This window comes from Rhizobium sp. BK049, assembly GCF_014193135.1.
GTDB lineage: Bacteria > Pseudomonadota > Alphaproteobacteria > Rhizobiales > Rhizobiaceae > Rhizobium.
Window position 1 is genome coordinate 1 of record NZ_JACHYV010000006.1, and the last position, 22,000, is coordinate 22,000.

The 22,000-nt window shown below is 60.5% G+C and carries 21 protein-coding genes and 1 pseudogene; 11 read left to right on the plus strand and 11 right to left on the minus strand.

Annotated features, from left to right (window positions below):
- Positions 1-222, plus strand: a 222-nt coding sequence (locus FHT70_RS07935; RefSeq protein ID WP_183700100.1) for a transposase, incomplete at its 5' end; no start/stop codon positions are given.
- Positions 223-392: 170 nt separating this feature from the next.
- On the opposite strand, the gene FHT70_RS07940 is transcribed toward FHT70_RS07935, so the two are convergent.
- From FHT70_RS07940 to FHT70_RS07960, 5 genes are all read right to left on the minus strand, one after another.
- Positions 393-1,175, minus strand: a complete 783-nt coding sequence (locus FHT70_RS07940) for a glucose 1-dehydrogenase (protein ID WP_183700102.1) — start codon at positions 1,173-1,175, stop codon at positions 393-395.
- Positions 1,176-1,376: 201 nt separating this feature from the next.
- Complete coding sequence (locus FHT70_RS07945) at positions 1,377-2,165, minus strand: SDR family oxidoreductase (protein ID WP_183700104.1); 789 nt, start codon at positions 2,163-2,165, stop codon at positions 1,377-1,379.
- A 77-nt stretch (positions 2,166-2,242) separates the two neighbouring features.
- Entirely contained in the window at positions 2,243-3,721 is a 1,479-nt protein-coding gene (locus tag FHT70_RS07950; protein ID WP_183700106.1) for a sugar ABC transporter ATP-binding protein, read from the minus strand.
- Between the two features lie 28 nt (positions 3,722-3,749).
- Positions 3,750-4,679, minus strand: a complete 930-nt coding sequence (locus FHT70_RS07955) for a sugar ABC transporter substrate-binding protein (protein ID WP_183700108.1) — start codon at positions 4,677-4,679, stop codon at positions 3,750-3,752.
- Between the two features lie 116 nt (positions 4,680-4,795).
- Positions 4,796-5,776 (minus strand): ABC transporter permease, encoded by a 981-nt coding sequence (locus FHT70_RS07960; protein WP_097601478.1) that lies wholly within the window; start codon positions 5,774-5,776, stop codon positions 4,796-4,798.
- A gap of 212 nt (positions 5,777-5,988) precedes the next feature.
- Between FHT70_RS07960 and FHT70_RS07965 the strand changes: the two genes are divergently transcribed.
- From FHT70_RS07965 to FHT70_RS07980, 4 genes are all read left to right on the plus strand, one after another.
- Positions 5,989-6,798 carry a transketolase gene (locus FHT70_RS07965; protein WP_183700110.1) on the plus strand — a complete coding sequence of 270 codons (810 nt, stop codon included), beginning with the start codon at positions 5,989-5,991 and terminating at the stop codon, positions 6,796-6,798.
- A complete protein-coding gene (locus tag FHT70_RS07970; protein WP_183700112.1) occupies positions 6,798-7,754 on the plus strand; it encodes a transketolase family protein in 957 nt (318 codons plus the stop codon). Before FHT70_RS07965 ends, FHT70_RS07970 begins: the two co-directional genes overlap by 1 nt.
- A gap of 65 nt (positions 7,755-7,819) precedes the next feature.
- Positions 7,820-9,286 (plus strand): FGGY-family carbohydrate kinase, encoded by a 1,467-nt coding sequence (locus tag FHT70_RS07975; RefSeq protein ID WP_183700114.1) that lies wholly within the window; start codon positions 7,820-7,822, stop codon positions 9,284-9,286.
- 21 nt (positions 9,287-9,307) lie between these two features.
- Positions 9,308-10,258: a sugar-binding transcriptional regulator gene (locus FHT70_RS07980; protein ID WP_183700116.1), complete on the plus strand. Its 951-nt coding sequence runs from the start codon at positions 9,308-9,310 to the stop codon at positions 10,256-10,258.
- A 207-nt stretch (positions 10,259-10,465) separates the two neighbouring features.
- Here the strand turns inward: FHT70_RS07980 and moaA are convergent, their stop codons facing one another.
- Positions 10,466-11,512 (minus strand): GTP 3',8-cyclase MoaA, encoded by a 1,047-nt coding sequence (moaA, locus tag FHT70_RS07985; RefSeq protein WP_183700118.1) that lies wholly within the window; start codon positions 11,510-11,512, stop codon positions 10,466-10,468.
- A 183-nt stretch (positions 11,513-11,695) separates the two neighbouring features.
- Between moaA and FHT70_RS07990 the strand changes: the two genes are divergently transcribed.
- Positions 11,696-12,070 carry a DUF971 domain-containing protein gene (locus FHT70_RS07990; protein WP_183700120.1) on the plus strand — a complete coding sequence of 125 codons (375 nt, stop codon included), beginning with the start codon at positions 11,696-11,698 and terminating at the stop codon, positions 12,068-12,070.
- A 28-nt stretch (positions 12,071-12,098) separates the two neighbouring features.
- Complete coding sequence (locus FHT70_RS07995) at positions 12,099-13,289, plus strand: low temperature requirement protein A (protein WP_183700122.1); 1,191 nt, start codon at positions 12,099-12,101, stop codon at positions 13,287-13,289.
- Between the two features lie 102 nt (positions 13,290-13,391).
- On the opposite strand, the gene FHT70_RS08000 is transcribed toward FHT70_RS07995, so the two are convergent.
- Entirely contained in the window at positions 13,392-13,859 is a 468-nt protein-coding gene (locus FHT70_RS08000; protein ID WP_183700124.1) for a MarR family transcriptional regulator, read from the minus strand.
- A 47-nt stretch (positions 13,860-13,906) separates the two neighbouring features.
- On the opposite strand from FHT70_RS08000, the gene FHT70_RS08005 reads away from it, so the two are divergent.
- Both FHT70_RS08005 and FHT70_RS08010 read left to right on the plus strand, forming a co-directional pair.
- Positions 13,907-14,881 (plus strand): alpha/beta fold hydrolase, encoded by a 975-nt coding sequence (locus FHT70_RS08005; protein ID WP_183700126.1) that lies wholly within the window; start codon positions 13,907-13,909, stop codon positions 14,879-14,881.
- A 36-nt stretch (positions 14,882-14,917) separates the two neighbouring features.
- Positions 14,918-15,527: pseudogene (locus FHT70_RS08010) on the plus strand (pyridoxamine 5'-phosphate oxidase family protein).
- A 190-nt stretch (positions 15,528-15,717) separates the two neighbouring features.
- Here the strand turns inward: FHT70_RS08010 and FHT70_RS08015 are convergent.
- The 3 genes from FHT70_RS08015 to FHT70_RS08025 form a co-directional block, all read right to left on the minus strand.
- The gene (locus FHT70_RS08015) at positions 15,718-16,785 is read right to left on the minus strand and encodes a GGDEF domain-containing protein (RefSeq protein ID WP_183700133.1); all 1,068 of its coding nucleotides are present in this window, start codon (positions 16,783-16,785) and stop codon (positions 15,718-15,720) included.
- 130 nt (positions 16,786-16,915) lie between these two features.
- Positions 16,916-17,206 carry a hypothetical protein gene (locus FHT70_RS08020; RefSeq protein ID WP_183700135.1) on the minus strand — a complete coding sequence of 97 codons (291 nt, stop codon included), beginning with the start codon at positions 17,204-17,206 and terminating at the stop codon, positions 16,916-16,918.
- A 202-nt stretch (positions 17,207-17,408) separates the two neighbouring features.
- Positions 17,409-19,016, minus strand: a complete 1,608-nt coding sequence (locus FHT70_RS08025) for a fumarate hydratase (protein WP_183700137.1) — start codon at positions 19,014-19,016, stop codon at positions 17,409-17,411.
- Positions 19,017-19,264: 248 nt separating this feature from the next.
- On the opposite strand from FHT70_RS08025, the gene FHT70_RS08030 reads away from it, so the two are divergent.
- On the plus strand, positions 19,265-20,092 hold the full coding sequence (locus FHT70_RS08030; RefSeq protein ID WP_183700139.1) for a VCBS domain-containing protein: 828 nt from the start codon (positions 19,265-19,267) through the stop codon (positions 20,090-20,092).
- A gap of 176 nt (positions 20,093-20,268) precedes the next feature.
- On the opposite strand, the gene fumC is transcribed toward FHT70_RS08030, so the two are convergent.
- A complete protein-coding gene (fumC, locus tag FHT70_RS08035) occupies positions 20,269-21,660 on the minus strand; it encodes a class II fumarate hydratase (protein ID WP_085778389.1) in 1,392 nt (463 codons plus the stop codon).
- On the opposite strand from fumC, the gene FHT70_RS08040 reads away from it, so the two are divergent.
- On the plus strand, positions 21,659-21,988 hold the full coding sequence (locus FHT70_RS08040) for a hypothetical protein (protein WP_183700460.1): 330 nt from the start codon (positions 21,659-21,661) through the stop codon (positions 21,986-21,988). The genes fumC and FHT70_RS08040 overlap by 2 nt on opposite strands.
- The last annotated feature ends 12 nt before the right edge of the window (positions 21,989-22,000 follow it).

Consider the following 22,000-nt stretch of genomic DNA (forward strand, 5'->3'; position numbering starts at 1 on the left):
CGCATCCAGGGTGGTCGCGAACGCCTGCGAAAGAGCCTGTTCATGTGCGCATTCACGGCAACCCGGCACAATCCGGATCTCGCCGCTTTCTACACGCGCTTGCGTCAGAGCGGAAAGGAGCACCAGTGCGCCGTTATAGCCGTCGCCCGAAAACTCATCGTTCTCGCCAACACAATCCTCTTTCGCAAGACCGAATGGACGCCACAACACCGCAAGAATTAAACATGGTTGCTCCCCGAGGGGAGAAGGGACTCGTGGCGGCGCCTTGCTCCCTCTTCTCCCCAGCGGGGAGAAGATGCCCGTCAGGGCAGATGAGGGAGCGAGGAGCGTCGGCGGCAAGCGAAAAGGTATATGGCTGCTTCAGGTTCCAGCTTCAATGCCTTCCCAGCCGCCTAAGACATGATCAACCCGCCATCGACATTGATCGTCTGGCCGGTGATGTAAGCGGCGTCGTCGCTGGCGAGGAAGGTGACCAGGCCGGCGACGTCCTCGCCGGAGCCGGCGCGTTTCATCGGGATTCCCTCGACCCATTCCTTCATCAGTTCGCCGGGGGCGTAGTTGCCGAGCAGTTTACCCCAGGCCTGGTCGTTATAGGCCCACATGTCGGTCTCGATGATGCCGGGGCAGAAGGCGTTGACGGTGATGTTTTCGGTCGCGACTTCCTTGGCGAGGCTCTGGGTGATGCCAACGACGCCCATTTTCGAGGCGGCGTAGTGCGGCGTGAAGATGAAACCGTCGCGGGCCTGGCCGGAGGCGGTGTTGATGATCCGGCCTCCGCGCTTGTGCTTGCGCATTCTTGCAATGGCCTCCTGGGCGCAGAGGAAAACGCCCTTGGTGTTGACGGCCATGACCTTGTCCCACTCGTTTTCGGTCAGATCCTCGACGCGGGCGATAGTGATGACGCCTGCGTTCTGGATAGAGACGTCGACGGTGCCGAATTCCTTTTCGGCGGCATCGTAGAGCGCGATGACGCTCGCCTTGTCGGTGACATCGCCGATGAAGGAGATTGCCTTGCCGCCTTCGGCCCTGATCACTTCGGCAACGCCATGCACCAGATCCTCATTGGCCGAGACGACGAGACTGGCGCCCTCGCGCGCAAAGCGCCTGGCGATGGCAGCGCCGATGCCGCGGCTAGCTCCGGTAATGACGACAGTCTTTTGCTCAAAGCGTTTCATGGTCTTTCCTCGTGTCCTTCGATAAAATCTGCGCGCGGCCTACTTCGCGCTCATTACGGGAGCCGAAGCGTCTGCTCGGCGTGAAGGGCGGGCAGACGACGATGTCGCACGCTGTCATGCCCGCTAGTCCCTTCAGCGCCTCGGTCTCAGCCAGGGAGGGAGCGAGACCGTTCATTTTTCAGCTGCCGACTTTTCATCGTATCACCAGCAGCAGAAACCGCCGTCGACGAGAAGATCGACGCCGGTCACGAAACTTGCCGCATTCGACAGCAGGAACACCGCCGGACCCACCATCTCGTCGACCGTCGCCATGCGCTGCATCGGCGTCTGCTCTTCGAAGAGCTTGGTCTGGTGGACCATCTCCGGACGGGTGTTCATCGGCGTTGCCGTGTATCCGGGGGAGATGGTGTTGACGCGAATGCCGCGGCCGACCCATTCCATGGCCAGGGATTTCGACATGTGGATGACGCCCGCCTTGGAGGCGTTGTAATGCGCCTGGCTCAGCCCGCGGTTGACGATCACACCAGACATGGAGGCGATGTTGACGATGGAGCCGCGTCCATTCTTCAACATGGCGCGGGCCTCGGCCTGGCAGGACAGGAATATGCCCTTGAGGTTGATATCCATCAGCGTCTGATATTGATCCTCCTCCATTTCTTCCGCCGGATTGGCGTTGGCGATGCCGGCAGCGTTGACGGCAAGCGTCAGGGCGCCGAGATCGGCTTCGGTGCGTGCGACGGCATCTGCAAGAGAGGATTTGCTCGTGACGTCAGCCGCGATCTGGATCGAGCGGCGGCTGGCGGCGCGGATATATTCGGCTGTCCTCGCCAGTCCGTCGTCGGTCCGGCGGTCGAGCAGGGCCACGTCGGCGCCGCACTGCGCAAGGCCGATGGCAATGCGCTGCCCGATGCCGCTCCCTGCGCCGGTGACGATGGCAACCTGGCCGCTGAGATCGAAAAGCTTCGGGGCGTTCAGAGTGATGTCGGACACCGCTCTTCCTTTCTCTGTTGTTTTGTTTTCACGCAATTCCTGACGCAAAACCGCTGCACACTTTTGCTGGAATTGCTTTAGATGGTAGCGAGCTCCATGACCGAAACGTCATTCGCCTGGTCACGATCGAGGATCCCTGCTTGCTTGCCTTGTGCGAGCACGAGAATGCGATTGGAGACGCCGAGCACTTCCTCGAGGTCCGAGCTGACGACGATGACCGCCACGCCCTGTTTGGCAAGATTGACGATGATGTCGTAAATGCCGGCGCGGGCGCCGACATCAATGCCTCGCGTCGGTTCGTCGAGCACGACGACCTTCGGATCGCGCATGAGCCACTTGGCGATCACGACCTTCTGCTGATTGCCGCCTGATAGGTCCGAGGCGTATTGCTCGGCACGGCCCTTGACGCCGAACTTGGCGACGGCCTTTTCCGCAAAGGAGCGCTTGATGCGCGGTGTGATCCAGCCGCCGCCCAGTTTGTCGAGATTGGCGTAGACGATGTTCTCGCTGATCCGGTGCCCGACGACGAGGCCTTGCTCCTTGCGGTCTTCGGGAACCATCACGATACCCCTCGCGATAGCGTCCGCGGGATCGCGCAGGCTCAGTTCCTCGCCTTCCAGCCTGATGGAACCGGCGCTGATCGGATCTGCGCCCGAAATCGCACGCACCAGTTCGGTGCGGCCGGCGCCGACCAGCCCGGCGATGCCGAGAATTTCGCCGGCCCGCACCTCGAAGGTAACGTCACGGAACGAGTCGTCCGGCGAACTCAGGCCGGAGACTTGAAGCACCGGGCGATCTGTCGGAACGGGCAGGGCGGGGAACAGGCGGTCAAGCGGGCGTCCGACCATGCTCTCGACAATGGTTCGCACCGGGGTGGCGCTGTCTGCGAATTCCTGCACCCGCTCGCCGTCGCGAAGGACGACGATGCGGTCGGTGATCTTCTTGATCTCTTCCATACGGTGGGAAATGTAGACAATGCCCACGCCTTCCGACCGAAGCTTGCGAACCTGTTCGAACAGAGCTTCCGTCTCTGCGCCGCCGAGGGCGGCTGTCGGCTCATCGAGGATCAGCAGCTTTGCGTTGAGCGCCAGCGCCTTGGCGATCTCGATGAGTTGCTGATTTGCCGTGGAAAGGCCGGCGACCTTCCGCGTTGCCGGTATGTGAAGGTTCAAGCGAGCGAGCTGGTCCTGGGCGCGGCGAACCATCTGGGCACGATCGACGACGCCGTTTTTCATCGGCCAGCGTCCGATGAAGACGTTTTCGGCGACCGAGAGTTGTGGCAGAAGCTGCAGTTCCTGGTGGATCAGGACAATGCCCTTGTCGATCGCCTCCCTGGGATTGGCCGGGGCATAGGGCTGCCCCAGCCATGTCATCGATCCTTCGGACGGCGTGCGGGACCCGGCGATGATGCCCGACAGCGTTGACTTGCCCGCTCCGTTTTCACCGAGAAGAGCAACGACTTCCCCCGGATAGACGTCCAAGCTGACATCCTTCAGAACCTGGAGCGGCCCATACCACTTGGATATGCCCCTCAGGGAAAGAACGGGATCAACCATGGCACACCTCCTCAAGACCTTGACGTTATCAGGGATGGTTGGCGATGAAGCCTGCGACGTTTTCCTTGGTGGTCAGCGTGGCATCCATGAGCTGGACCGGGGGTACCTTTTCTCCGGCGACAAGCTTGGCGGCATTTTCAACCGCGTCGCGGCCCATCTTCTGCGTCTGCTGGGTAGCCGTGACGTCGAAGACGCCCTTGCTGAGGGCTTCGAGCGCTGCGGTGTCGCCGTCGAAGCCGCCAACCACGATCTTCTGGGAAGGTTTCGCGACCTTGATTGCCTGCGCGGCGCCGAGTGCAAGAGCATCAGCCTGAGCGAATACGATCGAGACGTCCGGGTTGGCCTGCAGCATGTTCTGCATGATCTGGAAGCCTTCATCCTGGCTCCAGATGTTGGAGTACTGCTCGGCGACGACCTTCACATCCGGGTTGGCCTTAAGAGATTCACCGCAGCCCTTCGAGCGATCGACTTCCGGGGTCGTGCCCTTCTGGCCATGAATGATGACCATCTTCCCCTTGCCGCCGGCTTCCTTCAGGATATAGTCGCAGACGGCCTTGGCAGAGGCGACGGAATCCGTTGCGAGGAATGTGTCGCCCGGGGCCCCCTCCGCGTTGCGGTCAACGTTAACCACCGGGATGCCGGCATTCTTGGCGAGCTTGACCGGAACGCTCGCAGCGGCCGCACCTGCCGGAATGTAGATAAGCGCGTCGATTTTCTGGGTCAGAAGATCCTGGATCTGGTTGACCTGTGTCGGCCCATCGCCCTTGGCGTCGACCGTGACGACCTCGATGCCGCGCTTCTTGGCTTCGGCCTCGACCGATTGCTTGATCTGGTTGAAGAAGTTTGCCTGCAGGTTGGCGACGGCGAGGCCGAGCTTCTTCAGTTCCGCCGCGTGTACCGGACCGAGCATGAGACCGAGCAGTGCGGCAGATGCGAGCATGGTGCGCGCTATTTTCATTGTAGTTCCTCCGTTGTTAATGGCACCCTCGGGTATGTCCTCCCCCTCGGGTTATTGATCCGCCCCGATCTTTCAGGGCGGAATTCCGGGTCCGCCAAAGCGGCGGAGCCTGCTCGTCAGGCTCGACGCCGACGAATGGTTTCAGCGCCGACCGCAAGCACGATGACAATGCCGATGATCACCTGCTGAAGAAACGGTGAGACGTTGAGAAGATTGAGACCGTTGCGCAGCACTCCGATGATGAGAACGCCGATCAGAGTTCCTCCGATGCCGCCCGCACCGCCGGAGAGCGACGTCCCGCCGATGACGACCGCGGCGATGGTGTCGAGCTCATAGCCGAGGCCGCTGGAGGGCTGGACGGAATCCAGTCGGGCTGCGAGCACGACGCCTGCAAGTCCCGCAAGGACCGCACTCACGACATAGACGCTGATCGTTACGAGCGGGACGTTGATGCCGGCCAGGCGCGCAACTTCGGCGTTTCCGCCCACCGCATAGAGCATGCGACCTTCGGACCGGAAGTGCAGGAAAAGCCATGCCGCCAGAACAACCGCAAGCATAAGAAAGACTGTGGCAGTCATGACGCCAAAGTGGCGATCGATCGCCAGCATCATGAACCAGTCGGGGAAGCCGACGATTTGCTGGCCGTCGGTGATCATGTTGGCAACGCCGCGGGCGGCCGACATCATTGCCAGAGTGGCGATAAATGCCGGAACCCTGAACTGCGTCACCAGAAGTCCGACGATCAGTCCGCAAACAGCCGAGGCGATCAGCGCAAAGGCGATGCCGACGGGCAGGGGCAGGCCGGCGACGTTTGCGGTCCAGCCCATGACCATCATCGCCAGGGCGAGTGCCGAGCCGACGGAGAGATCGATGCCGCCGATCAGGATGACGAACGTCATGCCGACCGCCATAATGCCGAGAACGGTGATCTGGTCGAGAATGTTCAGGCCGTTTCGAACCGACAGAAACGTGTCCGTGCTGAAGCTCAGAAAGATGCATAGCGCGAGCAGACCCACGAGCGGGCCGGTAGCTCCCTTGAGCTTGCCCAGCCACGCACCGGACGAAAGCCTGTGTTCATTGATATCGAGCGCCACCATTGCTCCTCCCTATGCTTTAGGCCTGTATCCGTTATTCGTTCATTGCAGAATAAATATTCATGCCTGCTGGAAAATTCATTAACAACTTGCTTTCCGGCTGTCAATAACATTTCCGGTCACGTACGCTCTCGAGAGCTTCGCCAGAGGGGTTGACTAATCGATATGTTGTGCAAAAATATTGGTAACTGAATATTTATGCACACGAGGAGCCCATGGATACGACAGAACTCGAGCGTATCGCCCGCGAAATCCGATTGCGCGATCTCCAGGCGGTTTTTGAAGCTGGCGCCGGCCATATTGGTGGAGAGATGTCGGTCATCGACATTTTGACCGCCCTCTATTTTCGTGTGCTGAATGTCTGGCCTGATCAGCCCAAACACCCCAACCGCGACAGGTTCGTGCTTTCAAAGGGGCATACGGCTTGCGCTCTCTACGTGACGCTCGCAAAACGCGGCTTCATTCCGGAAGAGGAGATTTCCACCTTCTTGCAGCCGCATTCGAGGCTGAACGGACATCCGAATTGCAATAAGGTTCCTGGCGTCGAGACGAACACGGGGCCGCTCGGCCACGGTCTTCCGGTCGCAGTCGGAATGGCGAAGGCCGCCAAACTCTCGGGCGGGAAATTTCACACCTACGTCGTCACTGGAGACGGTGAGATGCAGGAGGGGTCCAACTGGGAAGCGATCATGGCGGCCGCCCAGTTCAAGCTCGATAATCTGACGCTGGTCATCGATCACAACAGGTTCCAGCAGGGAGCTGCGCTCGCCGAAACCAATGATCTCGCCCCTCTTCGTCCGAAGCTTGAAGCCTTCGATTGGGAGGTCACCGAAATCAATGGGAACAAGATGAGCGAAGTCGTTCCTGCTCTCGAACACCGGGGATCAAGGCCACATTGCATCGTCGCCCACACCAACAAGGGCCATGGAATCTCGTTCATGCAGGACCGGGTCGAGTGGCACCACAAGGTACCGAGCAAGGAACAATACGAAATCGCATTGGCAGAATTGTCGGAGGCACTGTGATGAACGCGCCAGTAAACCCACCCAAGCTTCACGATTGCCGCGACGCATTCGCCTCCACGCTCGAGCGGCTGGCTGCCGAAAACGAAACGATCGTTGCCGTCTGCAATGATTCCGTCGGTTCCTCCAAGCTCGGCGGCTTCAAGTCGAAGTTTCCGGAGCGCCTCGTCAATGTCGGCATCGCGGAGCAGAACATGGTCGGCGTCGGTGCAGGGCTTGCCAATGGCGGACGGCTGCCCTTCGTGTGCGGCGCTGCTCCGTTTCTCACAGGCCGGTCGCTGGAGCAGATAAAGGCCGACATTTCCTACTCGAATGCCAACGTCAAGCTGGTCGGCATTTCGTCCGGAATGGCATATGGCGAACTCGGTCCGACTCATCACTCGATCGAAGACTTCGCCTGGACGCGCGTCCTGCCCAATCTCCCGGTCATCGCGCCCTGCGACCGGATCGAAACCGCCGCTGCCGTCGCCTGGGCGGCAACCTACAGCGGGCCCTGCTTCCTGCGTCTGTCGCGGGTCGGTGTGCCCGACCTGCTTCCGGAAGGCCATACGTTCGAACTGGGCAAGGCGAATCTCCTTCGCCAAGGTTCCCAAGTCACTCTGATCGCCAACGGGACATTGACGCATCGCATCGTGAAGGCTGCCGAGATTCTCGCAGACCGCGGCATCGATGCCAGGGTGCTCAACCTCGCAACGGTTCGTCCGATCGACGAAGAGGCCATCATAGCCGCAGCTAGGGAAACCGGAGCAATCGTCACAGCCGAAGAGCACTCGATCTTTGGCGGGCTCGGCTCCGCGGTGGCCGAAGTGGTGGTCGACTATGCTCCTGTGCCGATGAAGCGTCTCGGGGTTCCCGGCGTCTACGCCCCGACCGGTTCGGCGGAGTTCCTGCTCGACGAATTCGGGATGGCGCCGTCCGCAATCGCCGACGCCGCGCAGTCGCTGATCGAGCGCAAGTAATTGGGATCACGTGACCGGCCGGGACGCTTGCCGTTCCGGCCGCAACCTGATCCGGGGAGGATAGAATGCGGGCAATTCTGGCAATCGACCAGGGCACGACCAATTCAAAGGCAGTTCTCGTTTCCGAAAAAGGAGAGATCGTCGGCAGAGGTTCGGCTCCTGTCGGCATCTCCTATCCGAAGCCGGGATGGGTCGAACAGGACCCGCGCCGGCTCTACGCATCGGTCTGCGAAGCGGTCGATGCCTGCCTGAAGACCGGCCTTGATGTGGTTATCGAGGGTGTCGCCATTTCCAACCAGCGCGAGTCCGTCACCGCCTGGGATGCCGATACCGGAGAGGCGCTCGGACCGGTGGTCAGCTGGCAGTGCCGTCGAACGGCACAGGATTGCGAACGTTTGATTGCCGAAGGCCAGCTTGCCCGGGTGCAGGCGCTGACAGGCCTGCCATTGGATCCAATGTTCCCGGGTTCGAAATTCCGATGGCTGCTCGACCGTATTCCGGCCGGGCGACGTGTGCGGCTGGGAACAATCGACAGCTGGCTCATCCATTGCCTGACGGGCGGGCGCCGGCATGTCTGCGATGCGTCGAATGCCGCCAGGAGCCAGTTGTTCGATCTCAGGGTGCAGAGATGGAGCGAGGAACTCGGCGAGATCTTCGGCGTCGATATCGCGCTCCTGCCCGAGGTCCTCGACAGCTCGGCCGATTTCGGCGGAACGCAAGGGTTGCCGGGTGTGCCGGATGGCACACCCATTTTGGCCGCGATCGGCGACAGCCACGCCGCCCTGTTCGGTCATGGGGCTTTCAAACCGGGCGATGGCAAGGTCACGTTCGGAACCGGCTCTTCGGTCATGACGACGCTTTCGCAATTCATTCCTCCACGCAACGGCGTCACGACAACTGTCGCGTGGCGTATCGGGGGAAAGCCGACTTTCGCTTTCGAAGGCAATATTCTGGTTTGCGCCGCCAGTCTTCCCTGGATGGCTGACATTCTCGGCCTTGCGGATGTGGCGGCGCTCATCGAACTTGCGGCGAGCGCCGAGCCGGGCGGCCCTGGCTTCGTGCCGGCGTTCGTGGGGCTGGGGGCGCCTTACTGGAATGCCGATGCCCGTGCGCTATTCTCGCAGATCAACTTCAACACGACACGCGCGCAGATGGCCCGGTCGGTGACCGATTCCATCGCTTTCCAGGTGCATGACGTGATTGCTGCCATGCGAACGCAGAGCGGCGGCGAGCTGGGCGCGCTCTATGTGGATGGCGGACCGAGCCAGAACCGCTTCCTGATGCAATGTGTTTCGAACCTCATTGAACATCCGGTGATCCAATGCGAAGCACCCGAGGCCTCGGCTCTGGGCGCTGCCTATCTGGCGGGGCTGTCACTCGGCTTTTGGAGCGATCTCGACAGTGTCGCGGAACTGCCGCGGAACACGCAAACCATCGAGCCGCAACCCGTCGATCGCGGGGTGCTTCTCGATACCTGGAATGATGCGCTCGCCCGCTCGACGTCCCGCGAAACACAGGCTAAAGGTGAATAAAAATTCAATCTGGGATTAGCGATGACTCGCCTCAACGAACTCCGCCTCATTTCAAGGGTCGCCCAGATGTACCACATAGAGGGGCGGCGACAGGCGGAGATCGCAGAACACCTTCGACTGTCGCAGGCGACCGTGTCGCGCATGCTGAAGCGCGCCGAGGCCGAAGATATCGTGCGAACCAGCGTGATCCCTCCCGTCGGCACCTATAGCGAGCTTGAGGGCGCGCTTCGCGAGAAATACGGTCTGCCGGAGGCGATCGTCGTCGAGTGCACGGAAGATAGGGACGGGGCCATCATGGCCCGTATCGGAGAGGCAGCGGCTCATCTCTTGGAGGTGACGCTGGCGCCAGGGGAGATCATCGGCGTTTCGAGCTGGAGCCAGACCATCTTCAAGATGGTCGAGAACATCCATCCTCAGAAGAGCGCTCAGGCGAAATTCGTCGTCCAGACCCTTGGAGGCATGGGCGATCCTTCGGTGCAGACGCATGCGACGCAACTGACCACGCGGCTTGCACGACTGACCGGCGCCGAGCCGAAACTGCTGCCCGTACAGGGCGTTACGACATCAAGGGAAGCAAAACTTCTGATGCAGGCCGACCCATTCGTGCGCGAGACGATGGACCTGTTCGGCAGCATAACGCTTGCGATCGTCGGAATCGGAGCCGTCGAACCGTCCGAACTTCTCGCACGGTCCGGCAACATCTTTTCGTCCCGCGAACTCTCCGATCTCGCGGAAGCAGGCGCCGTCGGCGATATTTCGCTTCGCTTCTTCGACAAGAACGGCAAGCCGGTGAAGACGCCGCTTGACGACCGGGTCATAGGGCTTCCGCTCGAGGATCTCGAACGGGTGGACCGGGTGATTGCTCTTGCCGGCGGGGCCAAAAAGACCGACGCGATCGCAGGCGCGCTCCGCGTCGGGGTCATCGACATGCTTGTGACCGACAAGTTTACCGCGCAGCGATTGATCGACTGAAGGGTAGGATAGCGCCCGCCGCACCCGCCCGGGGGGTCCACTCTAGAACGACGGCTGATCGTCGTGGCCTGAGGCTCTCCCGCGAGCCCGGCTGGATACTTGGGAGTTTGCCGCACCGTATGCCGGCCCCTCGTTCGAACTCAGGGTGTTCGGCGCTGCGATCGATTCACTGGATCGATCGCTCCCCCGCTTTGCGGGCGCCGGGCCTCACCCACCCGTAACACTCATATGCCGTGCGACCGCTGGCCGATTATGAGTCCGGTCGATGATGAAGTCATGGCCCTTGGGTTTGCGGGTGATGGCTTCGTCGATCGCGGCGTGGAGGAGGGCGTCGTCTTCGGTGGCGCGCAGTGCGGCGCGGAGATCGGCGGCGTCGTTCTGGCCGAGGCACATATAGAGCGTGCCGGTGCAGGTGAGCCGAACGCGGTTGCAGCTCTCGCAGAAATTATGGGTCATCGGCGTGATGAAGCCGAGGCGGCCGCCGGTCTCGGAAACCCTGACGTAACGCGCCGGGCCGCCGGTCTGGAAATCAATGTCAGTTAGCGTGAACTGACGTTCGAGGTCGGCGCGCAACTCTGAGAGCGGCAGGTATTGATCGGTGCGGTCCTCTTCGATCTCGCCCATCGGCATGGTTTCGATGACGGTGAGGTCCATGCCGCGACCATGGGCGAAGCGCAGGAGATCGGGCATCTCGGCATCGTTGAAATTTTTCAGCGCCACGGCATTGAGCTTGATCTTGATACCAGCGTTCTGCGCCACGTCGATGCCTTCCAGGACCTTGTCAAAATCGCCCCAGCGGGTGATCTTGCGGAACTTGTCGGGATCGAGCGTATCGAGCGAGACGTTGATGCGGCGCACGCCGCAATCATAAAGCTCGGCGGCATGGCGGGAAAGCTGTGAGCCGTTGGTCGTCAGCGTCAACTCATCGAGACCGGAGCCGATCTTTTCGCCGAGCTTGCGCACGAGATACATGATGTTCTTGCGCACCAGCGGCTCGCCGCCGGTCAGCCTGATCTTGCTGACACCCTTTGCGATGAAGGCCGAACAGAGGCGGTCGAGCTCTTCGAGCGTCAAAAGATCCTTCTTCGGCAGGAAGGTCATATTCTCCGCCATGCAATAGGTGCAGCGGAAGTCGCAGCGGTCGGTGACGGAGACGCGGAGATAGGTGACCGCCCGGCCGAAAGGGTCGATCATCGGATGCGCATCTGCCGTGAGCGGCGATGCGTTGCCTATCGTTCCCACTCTCTTATTCACCAATTCCTCCGCGGCGGGGATTTGAAGCGCGCCGATCGGGCTGGGCCCCGTTTTCAAGCGACATCTTTCTATTTGTGCATATGTGATTGCCCCGTCAAGGGAAACGGATTTCGCACACGCTAATTTGCGCTTGCCTCGAAAAAGCCGAACGCCTACTTCTCCAAGGGAAAGAGGGTGATAGAGATGAGCGATATCTGGCCGAGCGAACTTCGCGTTTCTAAGGACCGGCAGCGGCTGGTGGTGACCTTCAACGACGGCCAGAGCTTCGATCTTCCGGCCGAACTCCTGCGCGTTCTGTCACCGTCGGCCGAGGTGCAGGGCCACGGGCCGGGACAGAAGGTGACGGTGCCGGGCAAACGCAATGTCGCGATCGTCTCGATGACGCCGACCGGCAATTATGCGGTCCGAATCGGTTTCGATGATATGCACGATACCGGCATCTACACCTGGACCTACCTGCGCGAACTGGGCGAACGGGGGGCGGAGCTGTTTTCGGCCTATGAGGACGAACTCCGGGAAAAGGGCATGAACCGCGACACCGCGGAAAAGCCGCGCTGAATCTCAATATATGGCCATCGGGGGACACATGGCGAAAGCGAATCGAAAGAACTGGCTGCGCGCCAAAGGCAGCGCCGCCGGCAGCAAGGTGACCTTCCTCGAACTGTTCTTCGATCTGGTCTTCGTCTTTTCGATCTCGCAGCTTTCGCATGCGCTTGCCGCCCATTATACGCCTCTCGGCGCTGCCGAAGCGGCAGTGATGACCTTCGCCGTCTGGTGGGTGTGGATATTCACCGCGTGGGTGACGAACTGGCTCGATCCCGACAAGATGCCGGTGCGCGGCATGCTGGTCGTGCTGATGATGCTGGGCCTAGTGCTTTCCGCCTCCATCCCCGAGGCCTTCGGCGACAAGGGACTGCTTTTTGCCGGCGCCTATATGACGATGCAGGTCGGCCGCTCGCTGTTTGCCACCTATGCGATGACGCGTGTCGACCGGGCCAATACGCTGAATTTCGCGCGCATCACAAGCTGGCTTGCGGTCGCCGCCGTCTTCTGGATCGCCGGCGGGCTCTTGGAGCATGAAGCCCGGCTTATCGCATGGCTGATAGCACTTGCGATCGAATATGCCGGGCCAGCCGCGGGCTTTGCGGTGCCTGGGCTTGGCCGATCGAGGCCTGGCGACTGGGACGTTTCCGGCGCGCACATGGCTGAGCGCTGCGCGCTCTTCGTCATCATCTGCCTCGGAGAGGCGATTCTCGTTTCAGGCCGCACCTTTTCCGAGCTGGCGATTTCGGGTCTGACCAGCCTGATCTTCGTGACTGCCTTCATCGGCACGGTCGCCATGTGGTGGCTCTATTTCCGCTTCGGCCACGGGCGCGCCGCTCATCGCATCGAGCATGAGGAGACGCCGGGGGCTCTGGCGCGGCAGGCTTTCACCTACGCGCATATCCCGATTCTGGCCGGCATCATCGTGCATGCGGTGGCGGTCGAATTCATGTTCTCGCATCCGCACGAGACGGGTGACTTCGGCGTCGCGGCGGCGGTGCTCGGCGGCTCCGGTCTGTTCCTCGCCGGCAATCTCTGGTTCAAGGGCGCGACCAGCGGGCAGATGCCACTGTCGCATCTTGCCGGCCTCGTGTTGGTGATCCTGCTAGCTTTCGCAGCGCCCTTCCTCGAGGTCTATCTGCTCGGCATCCTGGCGACGCTAGTGCTGATCATCGTCGCTGCCTGGGAATATCGCTCGCTGAGCGGCACATCGACGGCGCCGTCGCTGCATTGAACCTCAAGCGCCTCGCCTCGAACTTGGTTCATGCGAGGCGCTTGAGGGTCTTTTATGCATGTCGTCCTTCCAAAACCGCTGCCCACTTTTGGGCGACATGCATCAGTCATCGTCGCGCAGATCTTTCAGCAGCACGGTGATGATGCGCTCCATCGAGGTGGCCGTCGCCATGCATTGTTCGATCGGCTCGTCCGAGAGGGTGCGTTCGATGAGATCGGTCTGGATCGCCATCGCCGCCTCGGTCACTTTGCGGCCTTCGCCGGTGAGATAAAGGCGCAGCACCCGCTTGTCGCGCTCGTCGCCGCGCCGCTCGATCAGACCCCGTTGCTCCATCTGCGGCAGCAGCATGCTCATATTGGAGCGGCCGACGAGGAGCTTGCGCGCCAGTTCCTGCTGCGAAATGGCCTCGAAACGGTAGAGATTGACCAGAATATCGAGGTGTGGCGGCTTGATATCGAGATCGGCAAGCGAGCGGGTCAGGGACTGCTGCATCAGCTGGCAGGCGCGCGCCACCGCGATCCAGCTGCGAAAACGCGGATGATCCCAGGGCAGGGATTGATTTTTGTTCATCGTTGTACTTTATTGTTCAGTGTTGAACAGTCTTTTGGATTCCCACTATGGCAAATTTCGCGCTTGAGGTCACCCGCCTCGGATTTCGGGTTCTGCAGGCGATATCGCCGCGGCTGGCGGGCAGGGCGGCATTCCTGCTGTTCTGCCGCACACCATCGCCGCGGCCGAAGGGAGAGAAGGCAAAGACGGCACATGCGGCTGGTGCGGCGCGGCTTGCCGGCGCGGAACGCTTTGTCCTCAGGCTTGCCGGCGGCGCCAAAGCGCATGCCTATCGCCTCAACGGCGGTGCGATCGGTCAGCGCAAGCGCTACCTCGTCACGCATGGCTGGGGCTCGAGCGCCGTCTACATGGCAGATCTCGTCTCGATGCTGGCGGCGACAGGTGCCGAGGTGGTGGCGCTCGATTTTCCCGGCCATGGGCGCGCGGGTGGCCGTTTCCTGCATATGGGGCTTGCGGTCCAGGGGATCGCGGCAGCAGGGGAGCGCTTCGGTGCATTCGACGCGGCGATTGGCCATTCCTTCGGGGGCGCGGCGCTGATGGTCTCGGCGGCGGGCCTGATCCCGGATGCTGCGCCCGTTACCGGGGAGCGACTGGTGCTGATCGGCGCGCCGAGCGAGATGGCCTGGCTTTTCACTGATTTCGGACGGATGATCGGGCTTCGCGCCGCCGCGCAGGCTGCGTTGGAGAATGAGGTTCATCGTGTCACTGGGCGAAGACTCGGAGATTTCGACGCCAACAATACGGCGGGCTCGATCGGCCGGTCGGTCCTGGTGATCCACGCCGAGGACGACAAGGAAGTGTCAGCGGCCCATGCCCGGCGTTACGGCGCGGCGAGTAAGAGAGTGCGGCTGTTCTGGGCGAAAGGTTTCGGCCATCGGCGCATCATCGGCGCGCCTCCGGTGCTCGGCGCGATCGCGGCCTTTCTCGCAGGCGGCGCGGACGAGGGAACCGACGAAAGCATCAAAAAAGATGCGGAGATCATTCCGCTATTTGAGCTTCCGGCGAGACGCGCGGCATTGTAGCGTCCGTGGCAAAGATCAGCCGCGGCGGGACGCTTCATGAAAATCATCAGCAGCATCGAAGAGCTCAATACCATCTATGGCGCCGGCCTATCACAGGCTTCGGTCGACAAGGTGACCAAGCGGTTGACGCCGCTTTACCGTCAGATGATCGAAATCTCGCCGTTTGCGGCGCTTGCGACCGTCGGGCCGGAAGGGCTTGATTGTTCGCCACGTGGCGATCTCGGCGGCGTAGTGCGCGTCGTCGACGACGAGACGCTGTATCTGCCGGATTGGCGCGGCAACAACCGTGTGGATTCGCTCTCCAATATCGTGCGTGATCCCAGGCTCGCTGATGTTTCTGATCCCCGGCTCCAACACCACGATGCGCATCAACGGCCGCGGCGTCGTCTCGAACGACGAGGCGCTGCTTTCGAGTTTCGAGATGGACGGCAAACATCCGCGCACCGTCATCGTCATTTCGATCGACGAGGTCTATTTCCAGTGTGCGCGCGCCGTGATACGCGCCGAACTCTGGAATGCCGGGCATTTTACCGATCCGGCGAGCTTGCCGACGCCGGGCCAGATGCTGAAGGCTGCCGTCAGCGATTTCGATCAGGAAACCTACGACCGGGAATGGCCGGGACGGGCGGCGAAGACGATGTGGTGAACCGCCGTCATCTCATTGTGACGGCGCAATTTTGACAGAGTTCGCCCTTTACTCGATGTTATCCTCGGCCTTGTGCTGCCTTGTGCCGAGGATCTGCTGCACCGGCGGCAGATGCTAGGGCCAACCCGAGCATGACGAAAGAAGGGTTGTCACCTAGTGGCGACAGCGTGCTTATCATGAGGGTTCCGCGTCAAGCCTTGTAGATCAGCCAGCTCTTGCTGAAGTCCTTCTGCATGCCGTCCTGATAGAGGACGATACAGTTGCGGCCGGCGTTCTTAGCGCCGTAAAGGGCGATGTCGGTCTTGCTGTAGAGCTCGCCGGCATCCTCCGCATTCGAGGCCATGCAGATGCCGATCGAAACGGTGATCGGGCCGTAATTCACCCGCGTGCGGGAATTCTTGAACGGCGTAGTTTCCAGCGTGCGGCGGATGCGTTCGGCGATCGCCGTCACTTCCTCGGCTGTGTTCCCCTCGATGATCAGGGCAAATTCCTCGCCGCCGGCACGGGCGACGAAGACGTCTCGCCGGACATTGCTGCGGATCACGGAGGCGACGGTGGCGAGAATCTTGTCGCCCACGGGATGGCCGTAGGTGTCGTTTATCTTCTTGAAGTTGTCGATGTCGGCGAGCAGCAGGGCAGTTACCGGCCGCATGCCGGGATTGTTGAAGACCGCTGCCAGCCGGTCATCGAAGGCGCGGCGGTTGGAAAGGCGCGTCAGTGAATCGGTATTGGCGATGCGCTTGTATTCATCGAGTTCCTTGCGGACTTGGTCCATCTCCTGCGAGCGCTGGACGACGTCCTCGACGGTGCGTTCGCCATGCGCCATGGTATCGCCAGTCGCCTTGCTCAAAAGTTCGATGGCGCTTTCGATCAATTCGGCGCTGGCATTGCTCTTGGAGGTGATGCGCTTATGGGTCTCGCCGAGCAGCCTTGTATAGCTTTCGAGCGAACTTTGCTCCTGCCTCAGGATTCGCAGCAGGCCGTCGAGTTCGCCTGATATCCGCGTATGGGCATCGTCGAAGACGCGTGCGGGGCCGCTGGTGAAATACTGCGCGCCCAGCGCATCGAGTTCGGCCTGGGTCGCCTGGCTGCCGAGAGCTGCGAGTTCACGGGTGAGCGCCGGATTGGAGCCGATATAGGCCTCGTAGAAGAGTTCGTAATTGCGGGGTATCGGCGCGACGCCCATCGAGCGCATTGCGTAGGTGATCTGGCCCGCTACGTCGGGAACCTGCACCTTGGGCGCGACAGCCGTATTCATCCGGCAAACTCCTCATTTCTTCGAAGGCATTATTTATTTGTTAGCTTAAATTTCTTGGGAAAAGATTAAAGCGACATATACCAAAGATTACATATGAAAACTTCGCGGTCGGTCAGTACTTCAAGTAGGTCTATGATTTTTCAAGGAAAAACGTATCCTTATCGGGACAGTGCATACCCGTTGCGCGGGAGGCGGTATTTAAAAAACTTACAGTTCTTTTCTCCTTAGAGATCGTATTCATCTTGTCGACAGCAAGTTTTGGTTGTTTCCTATTTCCGGAAGCATATGCGGAATGACAATTCACCGGTAAATCCGACACAGCCAAAAAGCCAGGACGTAAGATCATGGAAAGCGGCCGCGCCATTTTTTCGTCATGCTCGTTTTCATCGTCTTCGCAGGCGGTGCCTCGCTGCTCGAACATGCCCGTCTCTTTGTCGGCGCATTCCGGACGGAGATTCTGGCGCGGGTGGATGATGGAGATGTGATAAGCGCCGCAGATAATCAGTAAGCGCGCAAATATCGGAAGGTCGCGCCGTGCGGCGCCTTATCCGGCAGGCGGATGAGGGGCTTTACGGCAAGCCGTCAACTGCCCCTTCACCTGACTTCAAAGACACACCAGACAATCACCCCAAATTCAATTCCTGGAAGAAATCATTGCCCTTATCGTCGATGACGATGAAGGCGGGAAAGTCTTCGACTTCGATCTTCCAGACCGCTTCCATGCCGAGCTCAGGATATTCCAGCACTTCGACCTTGCGGATGCAGTCTTTGGCGAGGCGGGCGGCGGGGCCGCCGATCGAACCCAGGTAAAAGCCGCCATGTTTCTTGCATGCCTCGCGCACGGCGCGCGAGCGGTTGCCCTTGGCGAGCATCACCATCGAGCCGCCGAAGGACTGGAACTGGTCGACGTAGCTGTCCATGCGGCCGGCCGTCGTCGGGCCGAAGGAGCCGGACGCATAACCGGCCGGCGTCTTGGCGGGGCCGGCATAATAGACCGGGTGATTTTTCAGGTAGTCGGGCATGCCTTCGCCCTTCTCCAGCCGTTCGCGGATCTTGGCATGGGCGAGGTCGCGGGCGACGATAATGGTGCCCGTCAGCGAAAGGCGCGTCTTGACGGGGTGCCTCGATAGTTCGGCGAGCACTTCGGCCATCGGCTTGTTGAGGTCGATATGCACGGTCGATTCCGACAGTTTCGCTTCGTCGATCTCCGGCATGTATTTCGACGGATCGGTTTCGAGCTGCTCGACAAAGATGCCGTCGCGGGTGATCTTGCCCTTGGCTTGGCGGTCGGCGGAACAGGAGACGCCGAGGCCGATCGGCAGCGAGGCGCCGTGGCGGGGCAGGCGGATGACGCGCACGTCATGGCAGAAATACTTGCCGCCGAACTGAGCGCCGACGCCCATCTGCTGCGTCAGCTTGTGGATTTCCTTTTCCATTTCGGTGTCGCGGAAGGCATGGCCGCTCTCGGAGCCTTCGGTCGGCAGTTCGTCAAGATAACGGGTCGATGCAAGCTTGACGGTTTTCAGGTTCATCTCCGCCGAGGTGCCGCCGATGACGATCGCCAGATGATAGGGAGGACAGGCTGCCGTCCCCAACGTCAGGATCTTCTCCCTGAGGAAGTCGATCATCCGGTCGTGGGTCAAAAGCGAAGGCGTACCCTGATAGAGGAACGTCTTGTTGGCTGAACCGCCGCCCTTGGCGACGAAGAGAAAGTCGTAGGAGTCCGTGCCTTCCTCATAGATATCGATCTGCGCCGGCAGGTTATTCCTAGTGTTCTTCTCTTCGAACATCTTGATCGGCGCGAGCTGCGAATAACGCAGGTTCTTCTTTTCATAAGCGTCGAGCACGCCTCTCGAAAGCGCCGCCGCATCACCGCCCTCTGTCCAGACCCTGCGGCCCTTCTTGCCCATAATGATCGCCGTGCCGGTGTCCTGGCACATGGGCAGCACGCCGCCGGCGGCGATATTGGCGTTCTTCAGCAGATCATAGGCAACGAAACGATCGTTGTCGGTCGCTTCAGGATCGTCGAGGATGGCGGCAAGCTGCTTCAGATGGCCGGGGCGCAGCAGGTGGTTGATGTCGGCAAAGGCGGTTTCGGCAAGCAGCCGGATACCCTCGGAATCAACCGTCAGGATTTCCTGGCCCTTGAAATTGTCGACCGAGACGTAATCGCTGCTGATCTTGCGATAGGGGGTGGCATCCTTGCCAAGCGGGAAGAGATCGTCAGCCATCCAAGTGACCTTTCTGGTGGGCGTGCGTCGCTAAAATTGGACCCGGTCTAAATCTGCTGCGAAGCAAATGCAATTAGGATGGGGCGGAGTCTGGAGCTGGGGCCATATCGTGCCACATTTTGCAACCTGCCCGGCACACGCAATAAGCGAGGCGAAAGCGAGATCTGTCGCGAAGCGGCCGACTTCAGGTTGCCTTCAGTTCAAGCCCGGTTCATATTCCCGGCAGCGTTAACCTGCCGGGGCTTCCAATGACAAATGCAAAGCCAACTGCTGTCGACGACCTTCTCGTTTTTTTCGAACATGACTGGATCAGGGGCGATCTGCTGCGCCTCGCCAGCGATCCCGAAGGAGCGGCCATGTATGTTCGCTTCGTCAATGGCGTCCGCATCGACGCCAAACATGGGCCTGACCACGAAACGATCATTGAGGGCAAGTACGGAACCTTCAAAGTGACACCTGACGGTCACTTCACATATGAGCTGGATTACACGCTCGACGTGGTGAAGAATCTGGGTAAGTCCGATCAGCTCATCGAAAAGCTGAATTACAAGATGTCCGATGGCTCCGGGGGCACGGATCTCGGCGTGCTGACCCTGGCGATCGACGGCGTCAACGAAGACGAAAAATACCACGAGGTCCTGGATTTCGATGATATGGGAGTCTTATCCAGGGCAGATGATTTCTCTCTTCCCAATTACCGTGGCTTTGCGCTCTCCGTGAACGGCAGCCACGACCTGACGCTTCTGAACGGCATCGTCTATGATACCATTCCGGGCGTCGACGCCATTACCGAGGACGGTTTCAGCGATACCGTTCTGTCGCCGGGTTCTGCGCCCGTAACCCTGAAGATGGTCGATGGCGGGGAGTTCACCTTACAGAGCGTTTCGATCGCCGAATTGTCGGCGTCGCCCTTTCACCTGACGCTCACAGCCTTGAGCGACGGCCAGATCGTCTATCAGCAGGAACTCGAGGTTACCGGGCCCAATCTCGAGGTCGATATCGAAGACATCGAAGAAATCCGCTTCGACTTCATGGGCAATTCGGTGGTGATGGACAATTTTTCGCTGTTGGTTTGAGGCTTGTCTGGTGTGCCGTGTGTGCCCGTCACCCTAACCCTCTCCCCGTAAAAACGGGGCGAGGGGACGTGCCCTGCGAGAGATTGGCGAGGGACGAAGGGGTTGCGGCTACCTCCCTTAGCCCCGCAAGCGGGAAGGTGCCGGCAGGCGGATGAGGGGCTGCGTATCGCGCCCTTTTACTTCGGCCCGATCATCGTTTCCGGGCGCACGATCGCGTCATACTCTTCCGACGTCACCAGGCCGCTGGCAAGCGCTTCTTCCTTCAGCGTCGTACCGTTCTTGTGCGCCGTTTTGGCGATCTTGGCGGCGGCGTCGTAGCCGATCTTGGGGGCGAGGGCGGTGACCAGCATCAGCGAGCGCTCGAGGCCGGCCTTGATATTGTCCTCGCGCGCCTCGATGCCGACAACGCAGTTGTCGGTGAAGGAGACGGCGGCGTCGGCAAGCAGTTGCACCGACTGCAGGAAATTATAGGCCATCATCGGATTGTAGACGTTGAGTTCGAAATGGCCCTGGCTATCGGCAAACGTCAGCGCGGCGTGGTTGCCGAAGATATGGATGCAAACCTGCGTCAATGCTTCGCACTGAGTCGGATTGACCTTGCCGGGCATGATCGACGAGCCTGGCTCGTTTTCCGGCAGTGCCAGTTCACCCAGGCCGGCGCGCGGGCCGGAGCCGAGCAGGCGGATATCGTTGGCGATCTTGAAGAGGGCGGCAGCCGCCGCATTGATGGCGCCATGCGAAAAGACCATGCTGTCATGCGAGGCAAGCGCCTCGAATTTGTTCGGCGCGCTGACGAAGGGCATGCCGGTGATATCTGCAATCTCTTCGGCGACTTTCTCAGCAAAGCCGACCGGCGCGTTGAGGCCGGTGCCGACGGCGGTGCCGCCCTGGGCCAGCTCGCAGAGGCCGGGCAGGGTCATTTCGATGCGCTTGATGGCCGAGCCGACCTGGGCGGCATAGCCGGAGAATTCCTGGCCGAGCGTCAGTGGTGTGGCATCCTGAGTATGGGTGCGGCCGATCTTGATGATGTGGCTGAACTCCGTGACCTTCATATCCAGGGCGGCATGCAGGTGCTTCAGCGACGGCAGCAGGTGATGGGCGATCCGTTCGGCGCAGGCGATGTGCATGGCCGTCGGATAGGTGTCGTTCGATGACTGGCTCATATTGACGTGATCGTTCGGATGCACCGGCTTCTTGGAACCCATGACGCCGCCGAGCATTTCTATGGCACGATTGGAGATCACCTCGTTGGCATTCATGTTGGACTGTGTGCCGGAACCGGTCTGCCAGACGACCAGTGGAAAGTGCTCGTCGAGCTTGCCGTCGATCACTTCCTGGGCGGCGTCGACGATGGCCTTGCCCAGCGCCGGATCGAGCTGGCCGAGCGACATGTTGGCGCGGGCGGCCGCCTGTTTCACGATGCCGAGCGCGCGGACGATCGACAGCGGCTGCTTTTCCCAGCCGATCTTGAAATTGCCGAGCGAACGCTCGGCCTGGGCGCCCCAATATCGGTCGGCGGCGACATCGATGGGGCCAAAAGTATCGGTTTCGGTGCGGGTTGCGGTCATGAGCCTTGCCTTCCTCTCGCATGCTGTTTTCTGGCATCTTCGAAAGATGTGGTCTTATAGGTTGGAAACCAGGGTAAGAAAACAGGATGCTGTCCGAAATATTGATACTCACAGTCATGTTTGCGCCGGCCGAGCGGCGTGCTTTTTCGGCCACGTTGGAAATTTTATGCATCGGCGCGTTTTTGCCGTACTGGTCCGGCGGCGAAAATTCGGTAAAAAATTAACTAATAATTTCATAATTTTGTGTGAACTGCTGTGCGGCGCCGCGCAGGATTTCTCTCACATGAAATTGAGTCCGCCAGCGCTGGCGGCGAAGGCCGGTTTCTGATCAATGAGGCCC